The organism is Pseudomonas sp. LBUM1649, assembly GCF_059716155.1.
In genome coordinates this window covers 582,824-597,925 of record NZ_CP166807.1, presented here as the reverse complement: position 1 = coordinate 597,925, position 15,102 = coordinate 582,824, and the positions used below count along the sequence as shown (strand labels likewise).

The following is a 15,102-nucleotide window of genomic DNA, read 5'->3' as shown; positions in this document are numbered from 1 at the left end:
CCCATTCGCGAGCAGGCTCGCTCCCACATTTGATCGCGGTATTTCGGTTTACTTCAGGGTAACCGTGCCTTTCATCATCGAGATGTGGCCCGGAAACGAGCAGAAGAAGCCGTATTTCTCGTTAGCATCGAGCTTGGATACGTCGAAGGTCACCGAGTCGGTTTCCTTGGCGCCGATGACCTTGGTGTGAGCGATGACGCGGGCGTCACCTTCTTTCAGGTAGCTCTTGTCGATGCCGGCGGCCAGGCCGTCAGTTGCGATTGGCTGCATGTCGGCTTCTTTACTCAGCACCCAGTTATGGCCCATGACGTTTTTCGGCAGACTGCCGGAGTGGGTCAGTTCGACGGTGAAGGTCTTGCAGCTCTTGTCGATTTCGATGGCCTTGGTGTTGAAGGACATCTGATCAGTGGAATCGATAGTGGTTTTGCACTCTGCAGCCATCAATTGGCTGCTGGCCAGTGTCAACAGGGATACCGCAACAAGTTTGGCAAACATGGTGAATCTCCAAGGCAGGGTGAATGAACAATGCGAATGAACAGAAGACTGCCTGAAAACTTCGCAAGTTCCTATGACCTGAAGCAAAAATTGTATACAACTTTCGGGCTATGAGACCGATCGAGACAATCTACCAGCCAGGTGTCTGCCCCGGCCCTATCATCAGACCGTCATCATTTGTCGGAGCGTCTGTCATGTCTATCAACAGCCTGTTGTGCAGCTTGCTCGCCGCGTATGCCTGCGGTGCCAGCGGGACCTGCGAAACGCCCAAGCGCGAAGTTTAGCCCTTGGAGCGCAGCGCGCCTGCCTTTACTCTGTGGCCCTGATCGACCCTGGAGTAAGGCATGTCTTTAGCATCCGTTTGTGTATTCTGCGGCGCCAGCACTGGCACCAACCCCGCTTATCGTGAAGCAGCCGTGGCTCTTGGCCAGGCATTGGCCGAACGCAAGCTGACCCTGGTCTACGGCGGTGGTGCCGTGGGACTGATGGGTATAGTTGCCGACGCGGCATTGGCGGCTGGCGGCGAAGTGATCGGCATCATCCCGCAGAGCCTCAAGGACAAGGAAATCGGCCACAGCGGCCTGACCCGCCTGGAAGTGGTCGACGGCATGCATGCGCGCAAGGCGCGAATGGCCGAACTCAGCGATGCCTTCATCGCTTTACCCGGCGGCCTGGGCACCCTGGAAGAGTTGTTCGAAGTCTGGACCTGGGGCCAATTGGGCTACCACGGCAAACCGCTGGGTTTGCTGGAAGTGAATGGTTTCTACAGCAAACTCACTGGTTTTCTCGATCACATCGTCGGCGAAGGCTTCGTTCGCGCGGCGCACCGTGACATGCTGCAGGTGAGCGAATCGCCGCAGACGCTGCTCGACGCTCTCGATCGCTGGCAGCCGACCGTACCGCCCAAGTGGGTCGAGCAAAAACCCGACTAACGACTTAGGCACCGATACAGGGCAGAATACGCGCCGCTCAAACCTCACCTTCGACCCCAGAGGATCGCCCATGGCCAAACCCAATTACTCCTTCGCCAAACGTCAGAGAGACCTGGCCAAGGAACAGAAGAAAGAGGAAAAACTTCAGCGCAAGAAAGCAATGGCTGACGAAGCGGCACTGAACCCTGATGGTGAAGTCGCGGCAGATGACGATGTTGATGCACCGAAAGATCAGGCGCCCGACGCCTGAGTCCCTCCGGGCCGGATGATCTGATCGGGCCCACGGATCTGTGTCCAGGGTTGGCGGCGATGCTGCCAGCCCTCACAGGCCATTCTGAAATATCTATCTAAAAACGATCTACCCCTGTGGGAGCGAGCTTGCTCCGGGGGACTTGGTTTACCCCAACGGCATCACTGTGACGCGAACTTCGGGATCATGGTTACCGCCCCCCAGGATCACCCCGCGCAATGGCGATACATCGGAAAAATCCCGGCCGCAGGCGAGCGTGATGTGCTCCAGCGCCGGTTGCACATTGTTGGTCGGATCGAAATCGACCCAGCCCGACACCGGACAAAACACCGAGATCCAGGCATGGGACGCATCGGCGCCGATCAATCGCGGTTGACCTGGCGGTGGCTGGGTCAACAGGTAGCCGCTGATATAACGCGCGGCCAATCCACGGGAGCGCACGCAAGCGAGCATCAGGTGGGCGAAGTCCTGACAAACCCCGCGCCGGCGTTCCAGCACTTCCACCAGAGGTGTCGCGACCTGCGTCGCTTCGGCATCGAAGGTGAATTCGCTGAAGATTTTCTCCATCAAGGCCTGGACCCCAAGCAACAGCGGCCGCCCCGCCGGAAAGCAGCTCTCGGAAAACTCGACGAAGTTGCGCTTCAGATGCACATAAGGTGATTCGAACCGGTAACGGCAGGCTTCGAGCAATTGCGGCGAAAGCGGCTGGCTGCTGTAAGTCAGCGCGCTGCGGGTGTCTTCCCACGCTGGAGATCGATTGAAATCGACCAAGGACCGGGGCAGCACCTCAATCGTCAGGCTGGCGTTGACCAGCAGTTCATCATGGGGGCGCTCGAACGCCAACCGGGTCAACGGATTGCCGAACACATCCAGCTCATCACGGCGTGAAGTCGGGTCCGGGCTGATCTGCAATTGCTGATCGGTGCAACGCTGCCACGCACAAGGCCTGGGCCACAAATGCGCCAGTTGCTGGGCCAGGGACACCGGGCTGTCGTAGTGATAATGGGTATCGTGGAAAATCTGGTAGTGAGCGCTCATCAGACGGACACCGTGCGCTGGCTGACATCATCGACATGGGCGAAGTGACGCAAGGCCAGGCGATCCGATACATGCCCGCTGGCATCGGCAATCTCTTGCAGCAGATCGGCCAGCCCTTCGACGGCAGCACGCACGCTGGCGGCGCCAAACAACGGGTTTTCCAGGCAGCCCAGATCGAAGCGCGCCAGACGCTCTACCAACTGCACCAGGCCCGCTTCGCGAGGTGTGCCAAAGTCGTCGCACAGGCGTTTGAGCGTGCGGGTCACCAGTTTCAACTGGAACAGCACCGCGTGCGGGTTCTGCTCATCAAGCAACAACAGGTCGAGCACCGGGATCAACTGCGCCACCGCCAGATACCGCGAACGATAGGTGATGCTGCTGTTGCCCAGCTCCAGCAACCATTCCAGTCCCGCTTGATCGAAAGCCCCGGCGCCACGCAGGAACGCCGCCAGACTGCCGCTGAGAAATTGCAGGCGCTCGATCCGCCGACCGATCATCAGGAATCGCCAGCCTTCGTCCCGGGTCATGTCGTCCAGGGCAAAACCGGACAGCGCCGCCAGGGACATCACCAGCCGGTTGAGGAAGTCGAGTAACTCACCGAAGTCCGGCTCTTCGGTCTCGAGCTGAATCGCTTCGCGTTGCAACTCCACCAGCGCCTGCCAGTTTTCCCGCGAGAGCTTGCCACGCACCTGCGAGGCCGCCCATTGCAACCGTTGCAGGTTGGAGCGCAGGCTGAACGGCCAGTCATCGCCGAGTATTGCGGCCAGCAACCGTTCCGGCAGTTCACCTTCATCGGGCAACAACATCAGTCGTTCGCCAAGATCGACCGCCGCATCCAGGGCCTGCGGGTCATCGCCGTCGACATAACGCGCCAGCATGATTCGCAGCAATCGGGCGCTGTCATCACAGCGCTCGCAATACCGACCGAACCAGAACAGGTTCTCCACCACCCGCGACGGCAGATAGGGATCGCGTCGCACCAGATCATGCACGCCAATATTGCGCTGGGCTTTCCACTGTTCGCCGCTCGGTGCACGTTCGCCCAGCACCCAGGTGTCCTTGCTCGCGCCGCCGCGCTGCATCGACACCACTTCGGCATCGGCCTGCGCGGCCACACGGGTCAAGCCACCGGGTAACACCCGATAGCCGTCGCGACTGGCCACCGCATACACGCGCATGCCGATGGCCCGCGGTTGTAGTTGACCGTCCTCGGCCTGCCATATCGGCGCTTGGGATAGCTGGGCAAGTTCTTGCGCCACATAGGCATAAGGGCGCGCCTGCATGCGCTCGGCGAGCTCCTGGCGCTGTTTTTCACTCAAATCCCGCCCGAAGACCGGGGCAAAACTCTGGGACGGAAACGCCGGTTTGATCAGCAACTCCGGCATTTTTTCCAGGGCCTGGGCCAGCACCGGCGCCTCACCGCACCACCACGTGGCAATGGACGGCAGGATCAGCTCTTCGCCAAACAGGAACTGATTGATCTTCGGCAGGAAACCCAGCAAGCCCGGCGACTCCAGCACGCCGCTACCGAGGGCGTTGGCCACCAGAACCCGCCCCTGCCGCACGGCTTCGAGCAGGCCCGGTACGCCAAGAGCCGAGTCGGTGCGCAATTCCAGCGGGTCGCAGAAGTCGTCGTCGAGTCGGCGCATGATCGCGTGGACCCGACGCAGGCCGCTCAGGGTCTTCAGGTAGACCGTGGCATCGCGCACCGTGAGGTCGCCACCCTCCACCAGCGGATAGCCGAGCTGGCGAGCCAGGTACAGGTGTTCGAAATAGCTTTCGTTGAAACGCCCCGGCGTCAGCAGGACCACCAGCGGTGCCTCTTCGTCGCTTGGCGCCTGGCGGGCCAGTGTCTCCTGGAGGGTGCGGAAGAATCCCGCCAGGTGCTGCACCTTCAAGTCACGGTACAACTCGGGAAAGGCCCGAGACACGATGGTGCGGTTTTCCAGGGCGTAGCCAGCCCCGGACGGTGCTTGAGTGCGGTCCGCCGTTACCCACCAGCGGCCATCGGGAGTGCGCGCCAGATCAACGGCGTACAGATGCAAAAAGGCTCCGTCAGGCGGTTTGATACCCTGACAGGGCCAGAGGAAATTGTTGTGGCCAAATACCAGCTCCGCCGGCAGCAGACCTTCGGCGATCAAGCGTTGCGGGCCATACAGATCGGCCAGTACGGCATTGAGCAAGCGCGCACGCTGGGCGATGCCGGCGGACAATTGCTCCCACTCATCGGCAGCAATCACATGGGGCAGCAAGTCCAGTTCCCATGGCCGATCGGCGCCCTTGGGATCGGCGTAGACGTTATAGGTGACGCCGTTTTCCTGAATCTGCCGGGCAAGTAGCGCCTGACGCTGCACCAACTGCGCAGGTGTGCTGCGCTGCAACTGGTCGAACAGCCGACGCCAGTGCGGCCGTATGGCACCGCTGTCGTCGAGCAATTCGTGATAGGTGCCCGCCGTCAGCGGGTAGCGGTCTAGCAGGTCAGGCATGGAAAGCTCGGCAGACAGCAATGATCGGTCAGACTAACGCACGCTCATGACACCCGGATAGACGAAAAATCCGGGCGTCGCGTACGAATTAGAAACGTCGCAAATCGAGCGTCATCGGCAGCTCGTCGTTAATTTCCATATTCGGTGTCGGAAGTTTCCCCGGCGTGTGTCCGATACGGAAGAAACGCGCCATTCGCCGGCTTTCGGCTTCATTGGCGTTCACTGGCAAGGTCTCGTAGTTGCGCCCACCCGGATGCGCGACGTGATACTGGCAACCGCCCAGCGAACGCCCCATCCAGGTGTCGAGCAAGTCAAACACCAGCGGCGCATGGACCGGGATGGTCGGCTGCAGGCAGTTGGCCGGTTGCCAGGCACGGAAGCGCACACCGGCGACGAACTCGCCAACCCGCCCGGTGGGCTGCAACGGCACAGGTATGCCGTTGCAGGTCAGCAGATAGCGTTGCGGCGGCAATCCGCTGAGCTTGACCTGCAGGCGCTCCAGGGACGAGTCGACGTAACGTACCGTGCCACCGACCGCGCCCTCCTCGCCCAGTACATGCCATGGCTCAAGTGCCTGGCGCAGTTCCAGCGCGATGCCATTGACGGCGTAGTCGCCGACCTTGGGAAAGCGGAACTGCAGGTGCGCCGCAAACCACTCTGCCCGCACCGCATAACCGGCGGCGTTGAGGTCGACAACAACGTCGGCGAAATCCTGTTCGATAAAGTGCGGCAACAGGAACCGGTCGTGCAGCTCGGTACCCCAGCGCGCCAGTTTCGGCGGAGCATAAGGCTCGCGCCAGAACCGTGCAACCAACGCCCGCAGCAATAGCTGCTGGGCCAGACTCATGCGCGCATGGGGTGGCATTTCAAAGGCGCGCAACTCCAGCAAGCCCAGGCGACCGGTCGCGCCATCCGGTGAATAGAGTTTGTCGATGCAGAACTCGGCGCGATGGGTGTTACCGGTCACGTCGATCAACAGGTTGCGCAGCAGTCGATCCACCAGCCAGGGCGCGCACTCCTCGCCCGGCTCAGGCATCTGGGCGAAGGCAATTTCCAGTTCATACAAGGCGTCGTTGCGCGCTTCATCGACGCGCGGGGCCTGGGATGTCGGGCCAATAAACAGTCCGGAAAACAGGTAGGACAGCGACGGATGGTTATGCCAGTAGCTGATCAGGCTGCGCAGCAAATCCGGACGCCGCAGAAACGGTGAGTCGGCCGGTGTCGCGCCACCCAGTACGAAGTGGTTACCTCCACCGGTGCCGGTGTGCCGGCCGTCGATCAGGAATTTCTCGGTGGTGAGTCGGGTCTGGCGCGCTTCTTCGTAAAGAAACTCAGTGCGCTCAACCAATTCGTCCCAGGTCGCGGATGGCTGCACGTTGACTTCGATCACTCCGGGATCGGGCGTGATGCGAAAGTTGCTCAGGCGCGGATCGCTCGGCGGCTCGTAACCTTCCAGTAACACCGGGCAATGCAGCTCTTGGGCCGTGGCTTCGATGGCTGCCACTAACTCCAGATAGTCTTCGACCCGCTCCAGCGGCGGCATGAACAGGTACAAGCGACCTTCCCGCGCTTCGGCGCAGAACGCGGTGCGGGTCAGCCAGTCGGCGGACTCATCGACCTTCGGTGCTCGATCTTCCGTCAACGCCGCCGCGCCCTGGCGCTGCAGTTGCTCCGTGTCAGGCAGCGACGGGAAATCCTGATTGGGATCGTTGGGGTGAATGAACGGATACTCCGCCGCCTTCACCCACGGCTGCGAACCCAGTGGCAGGCGGTACCCCAGCGGCGAATCCCCCGGCACCAGGCGGCAGTGCTCGTCACGCAGATACCAGCGGCCGCTTTGCCATTGATCGCCCTTGGCGGAGCGCGCGAGCGGCAGGACCTGGCCAATCACCTTGTCCAGGCCCTGACTGAAGACTTTGCGCAAACGCGCACGCTCCAGGGGCTCCTCGAGTCGCGAGTCTTCGGCGCTGACGTTCTGCGGCAAAGCGCCTTCGCGCCAGAGGTAATAGAAATTGTCTTCATAGGCCGGGAACACAAAGCGTGTCGGAATTTTCAATCGCTCGGCGACACTCGCCAGGAAACGTCCGGCCAGCTCGCCATTGGCGGCGTAATCTTGCTGCTCGTCGGCGATCAGCGCGCTGTTGTGCCAGATCGGCACACCGTCACGGCGCCAATAGCAATTGAGCGACCAGCGCGGCAGTTGCTCACCGGGGTACCATTTGCCCTGGCCAAAATGCACCAGGCCTTGCGGGGCATAACGTTGACGCATGCGCTGGAACAGTTCGGCGGACAGCCGACGCTTGTCCGGCCCCAGCGCCGCGGTGTTCCACTCGGCACCGTCCGGGTCATCGATGGACACGAACGTCGGCTCACCGCCCATGGTCAGGCGCACATCGCCCGCCAACAGGTCGGCGTCGATCTGCCGGCCAAGGGCCTGGATCGCCTGCCACTGCTCTTCGGTGTAGGGCTTGGTGACCCGTGGGGCTTCCCAGATCCGCTCCACCGACATTTCGTGGCTGAATTCGCACTCGCACGGTTCCACCAAGCCGCTGATCGGTGCCGCAGAGGATGGATCGGGACTACAGGCCAGCGGAATGTGTCCTTCACCGGCAAACAGCCCCGAGGTCGCATCCAGGCCAATCCAGCCGGCGCCGGGCAGATACACTTCGCACCAGGCGTGCAGGTCGGTGAAGTCGACTTCGGTACCGGAAGGCCCGTCGAGGCTTTTCACGTCAGCGGTCAACTGGATCAGGTAGCCCGAAACGAAACGCGCCGCCAGACCCAGGTTACGCAGCAATTGCACCAGCAGCCACGCGGAGTCGCGGCAAGACCCGGAGGCCTGTTCGAGAGTGTGCTCAGGCGTTTGCACACCCGGCTCCATGCGGATCAGGTAGCCGATGTCTTCGCTCAGGCGCTGGTTGAGCGCGACGAGGAAATCCACAGCCGGCAATGGCGTGCGGTCGATGCCGTCCAGATAGGCCTTGAACTTCGGCGTCAGGGGCAAAGTTTCCAGGTACGGCGCAAGTTCCTTGCGCTCGTCTACCGCATAGGTGAAAGGGATTTTTTCGGCGTAAGGCTCAAGGAAAAAGTCGAACGGATTGAACACCGCCATTTCCGCCAGCAGATCGACTTCGATCCGCAGCTCGTCGGTTTTCTCCGGGAACACCAACCGTGCCAGGTAATTACCCTGGGGATCCTGCTGCCAGTTGATGAAATGCTGCTCGGGCGAGACTTTCAACGCATAGGAGAGTATGCGCGTGCGACTGTGGGCCGCGGGACGCAGGCGAACAATCTGCGGACCCAGCTCGACAGCGCGGTCATAGCGGTAATGTGTGACGTGGTGCAATGCGACATGAATCGACACGGCGTGCCTCCTGCGAGCCCTAAGCGTATTGGAAAGCGCGCAAGACTTATGCCATCCAGCAGTGCTGGCGCTTTCTCCGGTTGCAGGAGGCAGTACAGCACCAAAATCGGGCGATGCGGGAAATTGGTTTGGGCCAGTTGCACATAAATGTGGCGAAGGGGCAGTGGCGAGTAAAAACCTGTGGCGAGGGGATTTATCCCCGTTCGACTGCGAAGCAGTCGCAGAGTCGTTCATCTGAACATTGTGGCTCCGGTTTTTGGGGCCGCTTCGCAGCCCAACGGGGCGGTGCGACGTTTCGCTAAATCCCCTCGCCACAATGCAAAACGCCAATCCGAAGGTTGGCGTTTTGTTTAGAGCTAGCGGTACTTAGCGCGGCACGACCGGTTTGCGCGCAGGCTTGGGCCCCTTGCCTTTGGCCGCATCCTTGCGCTCCTTGGCCGCCTGCTGGTTGCGGGCGAACGCCGCCGCCTTGGCCTGCTCGCGCTTGTCCCAAGGGTTGCCGCCATCGCTGGCGCGCGGTGGCAGGCCGGTGTGCTGGGTCAGGATCTTGGTAGTCTTTTCCCCTGCCACCTTGTGGCTGCCAGCCGGCGTCGAGTTCTTGCGACGGGCGCTCTGGTAGCTGTCGGTGGAAGGCTGGTGCAGCGGGATCAACTGGTTCTTGCCCGGCCCGATCAGATCAGCGCGGCCCATGCGGGTCAACGCCTCACGCAGCATCGGCCAGCCTTTCGGGTCGTGATAACGCAGGAACGCCTTGTGCAGACGACGCTGCTCTTCGCTCTTGACGATGGTCACCGCGTCACTCTTGTAGGTGACCTTGCGCAGCGGGTTCTTGCCCGAGTGGTACATCGCGGTAGCGGTGGCCATCGGCGACGGGTAGAACGCCTGGACCTGGTCGGCACGGAAACCGTTGCCCTTGAGCCACAGCGCCAGGTTCATCATGTCTTCGTCGGTGGTGCCCGGGTGGGCGGCGATGAAGTACGGAATCAGGTACTGCTCCTTGCCTGCTTCCTTGGAGTACTTCTCGAACATGCGCTTGAACTTGTCATAGCTGCCGATGCCCGGCTTCATCATCTGGTTGAGCGGACCTTCCTCGGTGTGTTCCGGGGCGATCTTCAGGTAGCCACCGACGTGGTGGGTCACCAGTTCCTTGACGTACTCCGGCGACTCGACCGCGAGGTCATAGCGCAGGCCGGAGGCAATCAGGATCTTCTTCACACCCGGCAATTCACGGGCGCTGCGGTACAACTGGATCAGCGCCGAGTGGTCGGTGTTCAGGTTCGGGCAGATGCCCGGGAACACGCAGGATGGCTTGCGGCACGCGGATTCGATTTCCGGGGTCTTGCAGGCGATGCGATACATGTTCGCGGTCGGGCCGCCCAGGTCGGAGATTACGCCGGTAAAACCGGGAACCTTGTCACGAATTTCCTCGATCTCACGAATGATCGATTCATGGGAACGGTTCTGGATGATCCGTCCTTCGTGCTCGGTGATCGAGCAGAAGGTACAGCCGCCGAAGCAGCCACGCATGATGTTCACCGAGAAACGGATCATGTCGTAGGCCGGGATTTTCTCCTTGCCATACGCCGGGTGCGGAATGCGGGCGTAAGGCATGCCGAATACGTAGTCCATTTCTTCGGTGGTCATCGGAATCGGTGGCGGGTTGAACCAGACATCGACTTCGCCGTGCTTCTGGACCAATGCACGGGCGTTGCCCGGGTTGGTTTCCAGGTGCAGTACGCGGTTGGCGTGGGCGTAAAGAACGGCGTCGCCACGGACCTTTTCAACCGATGGCAGACGAATCACGGTCTTGTCGCGAGTCATTTTCGGGCTGGCCAGGATCTGCACGACCTTGGCTTCCTGCGGATCTTCAACCGGCCCCTTTTCCTGCTCGATGGCGCAGGCAGAGGTGTCCTGGGTATTCACGTACGGGTTGATGATCTTGTCGATCTTGCCCGGACGGTCAATACGCGTGGAGTCGACTTCGTACCAGTCTTTCGGCGTGTCGCGACGAATGAACGCGGTGCCGCGCACATCGGTGATGTCTTCGATCTTGTGACCGTAGGACAGACGCTGGGCGACTTCGACGATCGCACGCTCGGCGTTGCCGTAGAGCAGGATGTCGGCGCAGGCGTCGATCAGGATCGAGTTACGCACCCGGTCCTGCCAGTAATCGTAGTGGGCGATGCGGCGCAGGGACGCTTCGATGCCACCGAGCACGATCGGCACGTGCTTGTAGGCTTCCTTGCAGCGCTGGCTGTAGACCAGGCTCGCGCGATCCGGACGCTTGCCCGCCAGGCCACCCGGGGTGTAGGCGTCGTCGGAGCGGATTTTCTTGTCGGCGGTGTAGCGATTGATCATCGAGTCCATGTTGCCGGCCGCGACACCGAAGAACAGGTTCGGCTCGCCGAGCTTCATGAAGTCGTCTTTGGACTGCCAGTTCGGCTGGGCAATGATCCCGACGCGGAAGCCCTGGGACTCCAGCAGCCGGCCGATAATCGCCATGCCGAACGACGGGTGATCGACGTATGCATCACCGGTGACGATGATGATGTCGCAGGAATCCCAGCCGAGCTGATCCATCTCCTCCCTGCTCATCGGCAGGAATGGCGCTGGCCCGAAACATTCGGCCCAGTACTTGGGATAGTCAAATAACGGCTTGGCTGCTTGCATGTCGATAACCGGTGTTGGCTTTCATTGAATTTCGCGGGCGCGGAATATAGCACAAATTTTGACCAATTCCGACGGCTGCGGTCGGAAATTGGAGACCGCGTAATCGTTCATCGCGAGCAAGACACAAACGCATCCTGTAGGAGCAAAGCTTGCTCGCGATGAGGCCCTGTCAGGCGCTAAATAACTTACTCGTCATCGTCGAAATTGTAGCTACCCGGCGCCAGGTTCTCGAATCGCGTGTACTTACCGATAAAGGCCAGGCGGATAAAGCCGATCGGACCGTTCCGCTGCTTGCCGATGATGATTTCGGCGATGCCTTTGTGCTCGGTCTCAGGGTGATACACCTCGTCGCGATAAACGAACATGATCACGTCGGCGTCCTGCTCGATCGCTCCGGATTCGCGCAAGTCGGAGTTCACCGGGCGCTTGTTTGGCCGTTGTTCCAGGGAACGGTTCAGCTGCGACAGCGCCACCACCGGGCATTGAAACTCTTTGGCCAGGGCTTTCAGGGAGCGGGAGATCTCGGAAATCTCGTTGGTCCGGTTGTCACCGCTGGAACCCGGGATCTGCATCAGTTGCAGGTAGTCGATCATGATCAGGCCGACTTCGCCATGCTCACGCACCAGTCGCCGGGTGCGGGCGCGCATTTCCGACGGGCTGATGCCGGCGGTATCGTCGATGAACAGCTTGCGATCGTTGAGCAGGTTGACCGCCGAAGTCAGGCGCGGCCAGTCGTCATCTTCCAGCTGACCGGAACGCACCTTGGTCTGGTCGATACGGCCGAGGGACGACAGCATACGCATGATCAGCGATTCGCCTGGCATCTCCAGCGAGTAAACCAGAACGGCCTTCTCGCTGCGCAACACGGCGTTTTCCACCAGGTTCATGGCAAAGGTGGTTTTACCCATGGACGGACGGCCGGCGACGATGATCAGGTCGGACGGTTGCAGGCCGCTGGTCTTCTCGTCTAGGTCGGTGTAGCCAGTGGACAGGCCGGTGATGGCGTTGTCAGTGTTGAACAAGGTGTCGATGCGGTCGATGGCCTTGGTCAGCAGGTCATTCACACCCACCGGGCCGCCGGTTTTTGGCCGGGCCTCGGCAATCTGGAAGATCTGCCGCTCGGCTTCGTCGAGAATCTCGGCGGCGGTCCGGCCTTCCGGGTTAAAGGCGCTGTCGGCGATTTCGGTGCTGATGCCGATCAGCTGGCGCAAGGTTGCCCGTTCACGAACGATCTGCGCATAGGCCTTGATGTTGGCGACCGATGGCGTGTTTTTCGCCAGTTCGCCCAGGTAACCGAGGCCACCGACCTGCGAAGTCTGACCTTCCTTGTCCAGTTGCTCGGACAGGGTCACGACATCGATCGGCATGTTCTGATCGGCCAGCTTGGCGATCGCACGAAAGATCAGACGGTGGTCATGTCGATAGAAATCGCCGTCGGAGACTTGATCGAGCACGCGCTCCCAGGCGTTGTTGTCCAGCATCAGACCACCGAGTACAGCCTGTTCGGCCTCGATGGAATGCGGCGGCACCTTCAGCGCGGAGGTTTGCAGATCGTATTGCTCGGGAGCAGAGATTTCGTTCATGGCCACTTGGTTTTTTAAGGAAAGCAGGGGGTTGAAAACGGGTGTTACCAGAAAGACAAAGGGCACGACCTGTGAACAGGATCGTGCCCGATGTTACCGGCAAGCACCCGAGGGTGCCAGCCGACAAGTGCTGCTTAAGCTGCTACCACGACAACGCGTACGGTGGCTTCAACTTCGGCGTGCAGGTGCACGGCCACGTCGAATTCACCTACGTTGCGGATGGTGCCGTTCGGCAGACGAACTTCGCTTTTCGCTACGTCAACGCCGGAGGCGGTCAGTGCGTCAGCGATGTCGTGAGTACCGATCGAACCGAACAGCTTGCCTTCGTCGCCAGCGGTGGCAGTGATGGTCACTTCCAGCTCGGCCAGTTGGGCAGCGCGGCTTTCAGCCGACGTTTTACGATCTGCTGCGGCTTTTTCCAGCTCGGCACGACGCTCTTCGAACGCAGCCAGGTTGGCTGGGGTCGCAGCGGTAGCTTTGCCGTAAGGCAGCAGGTAGTTACGACCGTAACCAGCCTTAACGTTCACTTTGTCACCCAGGTTGCCCAGGTTGGTGACTTTTTCCAGAAGGATCAATTGCATGTGAAAATCCTCTTAACTTTTAACCTTCACCGTTCGCGTCATCGGCGTCTTTCGACGCCAGACGACCGCGAAAATCAATCAGGCTGTCGACGATGGCCAAGACCACCAGCAACGGATAGATCAGCTGCATGAACAGCAACAGCGTGACGTACAACCCCACCAACCAGAACCTGGCCAGTCGCTTTTGCGCCACCAGCCCGTGAATCAGGGCCAGCCCGGCGAAAACCAGCGGTACGCTGCACAACGGTACAAGCATGGACATCTGGACACCGAGGTTCGGTGTCACAACCATGCCCGCCAGCAGCAACATCGCGGGACCCAGCGGGATTCGGACGGCGCGAAACTCGCGACCAAAACCACCGGGGTTGTACAACAACGCCTGCCAGTAGCGCCCGACAATCAGGCTCAGCACACTGACGATTTGCAACAAGGCCGCAATCAGGCCGGTCAGGATCGGTGTAATCAGGGACGCGAAACGCGCTTGCTCATCTACCGACATTTGCTGGTAGACCTCACCGAGTAGCGACGGCATGACTTTTATCAAAGCCTGCGCCAGCATCTCGATCTGGGGACCAAAAGCCATCCCCAGCACCACTGAAAACACCACTCCCATCGCTATGCTGACCAGCAGCACGCGGTTCCAGGACTCGCTTGCGCGCAAAACCAACGCAAGGCTCGCAGACCCCAGCAGCACCAGAAGCGCCCGTGGGTCGTCGGAGTAAAGCCACCAGATCAACGCCGGCAGCAGTCCCAGAGCAAGAACGCCCAGGGCGTCCTTCAATCCGCGCCGCAGGAGCACAAGGCATCCGGCGGCAGCACCCAACCAATACAACAACGGCAATGCCGCGCATCCAGCCACTACGAGAGTGGCCTGCATACGGCCCCGCATGATGAACTCAGCTAAGGCGCGCATACATTCAATCCTTTGCTACGTGTCGACTGCCCGGTCTCAGCGGCCGTGGCTGTCGGTGTAGGCCAGCAGGGCCAGGAAGCGGGCGCGCTTGATAGCGGTGGCCAGCTGACGCTGATAACGAGCTTTGGTACCGGTGATGCGGCTTGGAACAATTTTGCCGGTCTCGGATACGTAGGCTTTCAGAGTGTTGAGATCTTTGTAATCGATCTCTTTCACGTCTTCAGCGGTGAAGCGGCAGAATTTACGACGACGGAAGAAACGTGCCATTTGATAGGCTCCTTAAAAGGTCCGTGGATTACTCGTCAGCGTTATCGCTGTTGTCGCTGTCATCACTGTCAGCGCTTTCAGCGCCTTCGTGCTCAGGACGGTCGCGACGCTCACGGCGCTCACTGCGGTTTTCTTCAGCCTTGAGCATCTCGGATTGGCCGGTAACGGCTTCTTCGCGACGGATGACCAGGTTACGGATCACTGCATCGTTGTAGCGGAAGTTGTCTTCCAGCTCGGCCAGGGCCTTGCCAGTGCACTCAACGTTCAGCATCACGTAGTGAGCCTTGTGAACATTGTTGATTGCGTAGGCCAGTTGACGACGGCCCCAATCTTCCAGACGGTGGATTTTGCCGCCGTCTTCTTCGATCAGCTTGGTGTAACGCTCAACCATGCCGCCGACTTGCTCGCTTTGATCCGGGTGGACCAAAAAGATGATTTCGTAATGACGCATGAATGCTCCTTACGGGTTGTAGCCTGCCGCTCAAAAGCGGTCAGACAAGGAGTGAATGACACTTATGGACTC

General features: G+C 60.4%; 12 protein-coding genes. 2 read left to right on the top strand and 10 right to left on the bottom strand.

Features of this window, described 5'->3' with window-relative positions; translation table 11 throughout:
* Positions 1-48: 48 nt before the first annotated feature.
* The gene (azu, locus tag ACA058_RS02620; protein WP_497637710.1) at positions 49-495 is read right to left on the bottom strand and encodes an azurin; all 447 of its coding nucleotides are present in this window, start codon (positions 493-495) and stop codon (positions 49-51) included.
* A gap of 344 nt (positions 496-839) precedes the next feature.
* On the opposite strand from azu, the gene ACA058_RS02615 reads away from it, so the two are divergent.
* Positions 840-1,427, top strand: a complete 588-nt coding sequence (locus ACA058_RS02615) for a cytokinin riboside 5'-monophosphate phosphoribohydrolase (protein WP_274076811.1) — start codon at positions 840-842, stop codon at positions 1,425-1,427.
* 70 nt (positions 1,428-1,497) lie between these two features.
* Positions 1,498-1,677 (top strand): hypothetical protein, encoded by a 180-nt coding sequence (locus tag ACA058_RS02610; protein ID WP_046819824.1) that lies wholly within the window; start codon positions 1,498-1,500, stop codon positions 1,675-1,677.
* Positions 1,678-1,824: 147 nt separating this feature from the next.
* Here ACA058_RS02610 and ACA058_RS02605 read toward each other — a convergent pair whose 3' ends face one another.
* The 9 genes from ACA058_RS02605 to rpsF form a co-directional block, all read right to left on the bottom strand.
* A complete protein-coding gene (locus tag ACA058_RS02605; RefSeq protein WP_497637709.1) occupies positions 1,825-2,715 on the bottom strand; it encodes a transglutaminase family protein in 891 nt (296 codons plus the stop codon).
* A complete protein-coding gene (locus ACA058_RS02600) occupies positions 2,715-5,201 on the bottom strand; it encodes a circularly permuted type 2 ATP-grasp protein (RefSeq protein WP_497637708.1) in 2,487 nt (828 codons plus the stop codon). Before ACA058_RS02600 ends, ACA058_RS02605 begins: the two co-directional genes overlap by 1 nt.
* Positions 5,202-5,289: 88 nt before the next feature.
* Positions 5,290-8,565, bottom strand: coding sequence for a transglutaminase family protein (locus tag ACA058_RS02595; RefSeq protein ID WP_497637707.1), 3,276 nt, complete (start codon positions 8,563-8,565; stop codon positions 5,290-5,292).
* 366 nt (positions 8,566-8,931) lie between these two features.
* Entirely contained in the window at positions 8,932-11,235 is a 2,304-nt protein-coding gene (locus tag ACA058_RS02590) for a YgiQ family radical SAM protein (RefSeq protein WP_497637706.1), read from the bottom strand.
* Positions 11,236-11,420: 185 nt separating this feature from the next.
* Positions 11,421-12,818 carry a replicative DNA helicase gene (gene dnaB, locus ACA058_RS02585; protein WP_497637705.1) on the bottom strand — a complete coding sequence of 466 codons (1,398 nt, stop codon included), beginning with the start codon at positions 12,816-12,818 and terminating at the stop codon, positions 11,421-11,423.
* Positions 12,819-12,952: 134 nt separating this feature from the next.
* Entirely contained in the window at positions 12,953-13,399 is a 447-nt protein-coding gene (rplI, locus tag ACA058_RS02580; protein WP_497637704.1) for a 50S ribosomal protein L9, read from the bottom strand.
* Between the two features lie 19 nt (positions 13,400-13,418).
* Positions 13,419-14,312 carry a YybS family protein gene (locus tag ACA058_RS02575; RefSeq protein ID WP_497637703.1) on the bottom strand — a complete coding sequence of 298 codons (894 nt, stop codon included), beginning with the start codon at positions 14,310-14,312 and terminating at the stop codon, positions 13,419-13,421.
* A 36-nt stretch (positions 14,313-14,348) separates the two neighbouring features.
* A complete protein-coding gene (gene rpsR, locus ACA058_RS02570; RefSeq protein ID WP_002551829.1) occupies positions 14,349-14,579 on the bottom strand; it encodes a 30S ribosomal protein S18 in 231 nt (76 codons plus the stop codon).
* Positions 14,580-14,607: 28 nt separating this feature from the next.
* Positions 14,608-15,030: a 30S ribosomal protein S6 gene (rpsF, locus tag ACA058_RS02565; RefSeq protein WP_003217491.1), complete on the bottom strand. Its 423-nt coding sequence runs from the start codon at positions 15,028-15,030 to the stop codon at positions 14,608-14,610.
* Positions 15,031-15,102: the final 72 nt, after the last annotated feature.

Excerpts from the sequence above, each read along its gene's own strand:
- ACA058_RS02610 (WP_046819824.1), top strand. The coding sequence starts at position 1,498 with ATGGCCAAACCCAATTACTCCTTCGCCAAACGTCAGAGAGACCTGGCC.
- rpsR (WP_002551829.1), bottom strand. The coding sequence starts at position 14,579 with ATGGCACGTTTCTTCCGTCGTCGTAAATTCTGCCGCTTCACCGCTGAA.
- dnaB (WP_497637705.1), bottom strand. The coding sequence starts at position 12,818 with ATGAACGAAATCTCTGCTCCCGAGCAATACGATCTGCAAACCTCCGCG.
- ACA058_RS02590 (WP_497637706.1), bottom strand. The coding sequence starts at position 11,235 with ATGCAAGCAGCCAAGCCGTTATTTGACTATCCCAAGTACTGGGCCGAA.
- rpsF (WP_003217491.1), bottom strand. The coding sequence starts at position 15,030 with ATGCGTCATTACGAAATCATCTTTTTGGTCCACCCGGATCAAAGCGAG.
- ACA058_RS02600 (WP_497637708.1), bottom strand. The coding sequence starts at position 5,201 with ATGCCTGACCTGCTAGACCGCTACCCGCTGACGGCGGGCACCTATCAC.
- ACA058_RS02575 (WP_497637703.1), bottom strand. The coding sequence starts at position 14,312 with ATGCGCGCCTTAGCTGAGTTCATCATGCGGGGCCGTATGCAGGCCACT.
- azu (WP_497637710.1), bottom strand. The coding sequence starts at position 495 with ATGTTTGCCAAACTTGTTGCGGTATCCCTGTTGACACTGGCCAGCAGC.
- ACA058_RS02615 (WP_274076811.1), top strand. The coding sequence starts at position 840 with ATGTCTTTAGCATCCGTTTGTGTATTCTGCGGCGCCAGCACTGGCACC.
- rplI (WP_497637704.1), bottom strand. The coding sequence starts at position 13,399 with ATGCAATTGATCCTTCTGGAAAAAGTCACCAACCTGGGCAACCTGGGT.
- ACA058_RS02605 (WP_497637709.1), bottom strand. The coding sequence starts at position 2,715 with ATGAGCGCTCACTACCAGATTTTCCACGATACCCATTATCACTACGAC.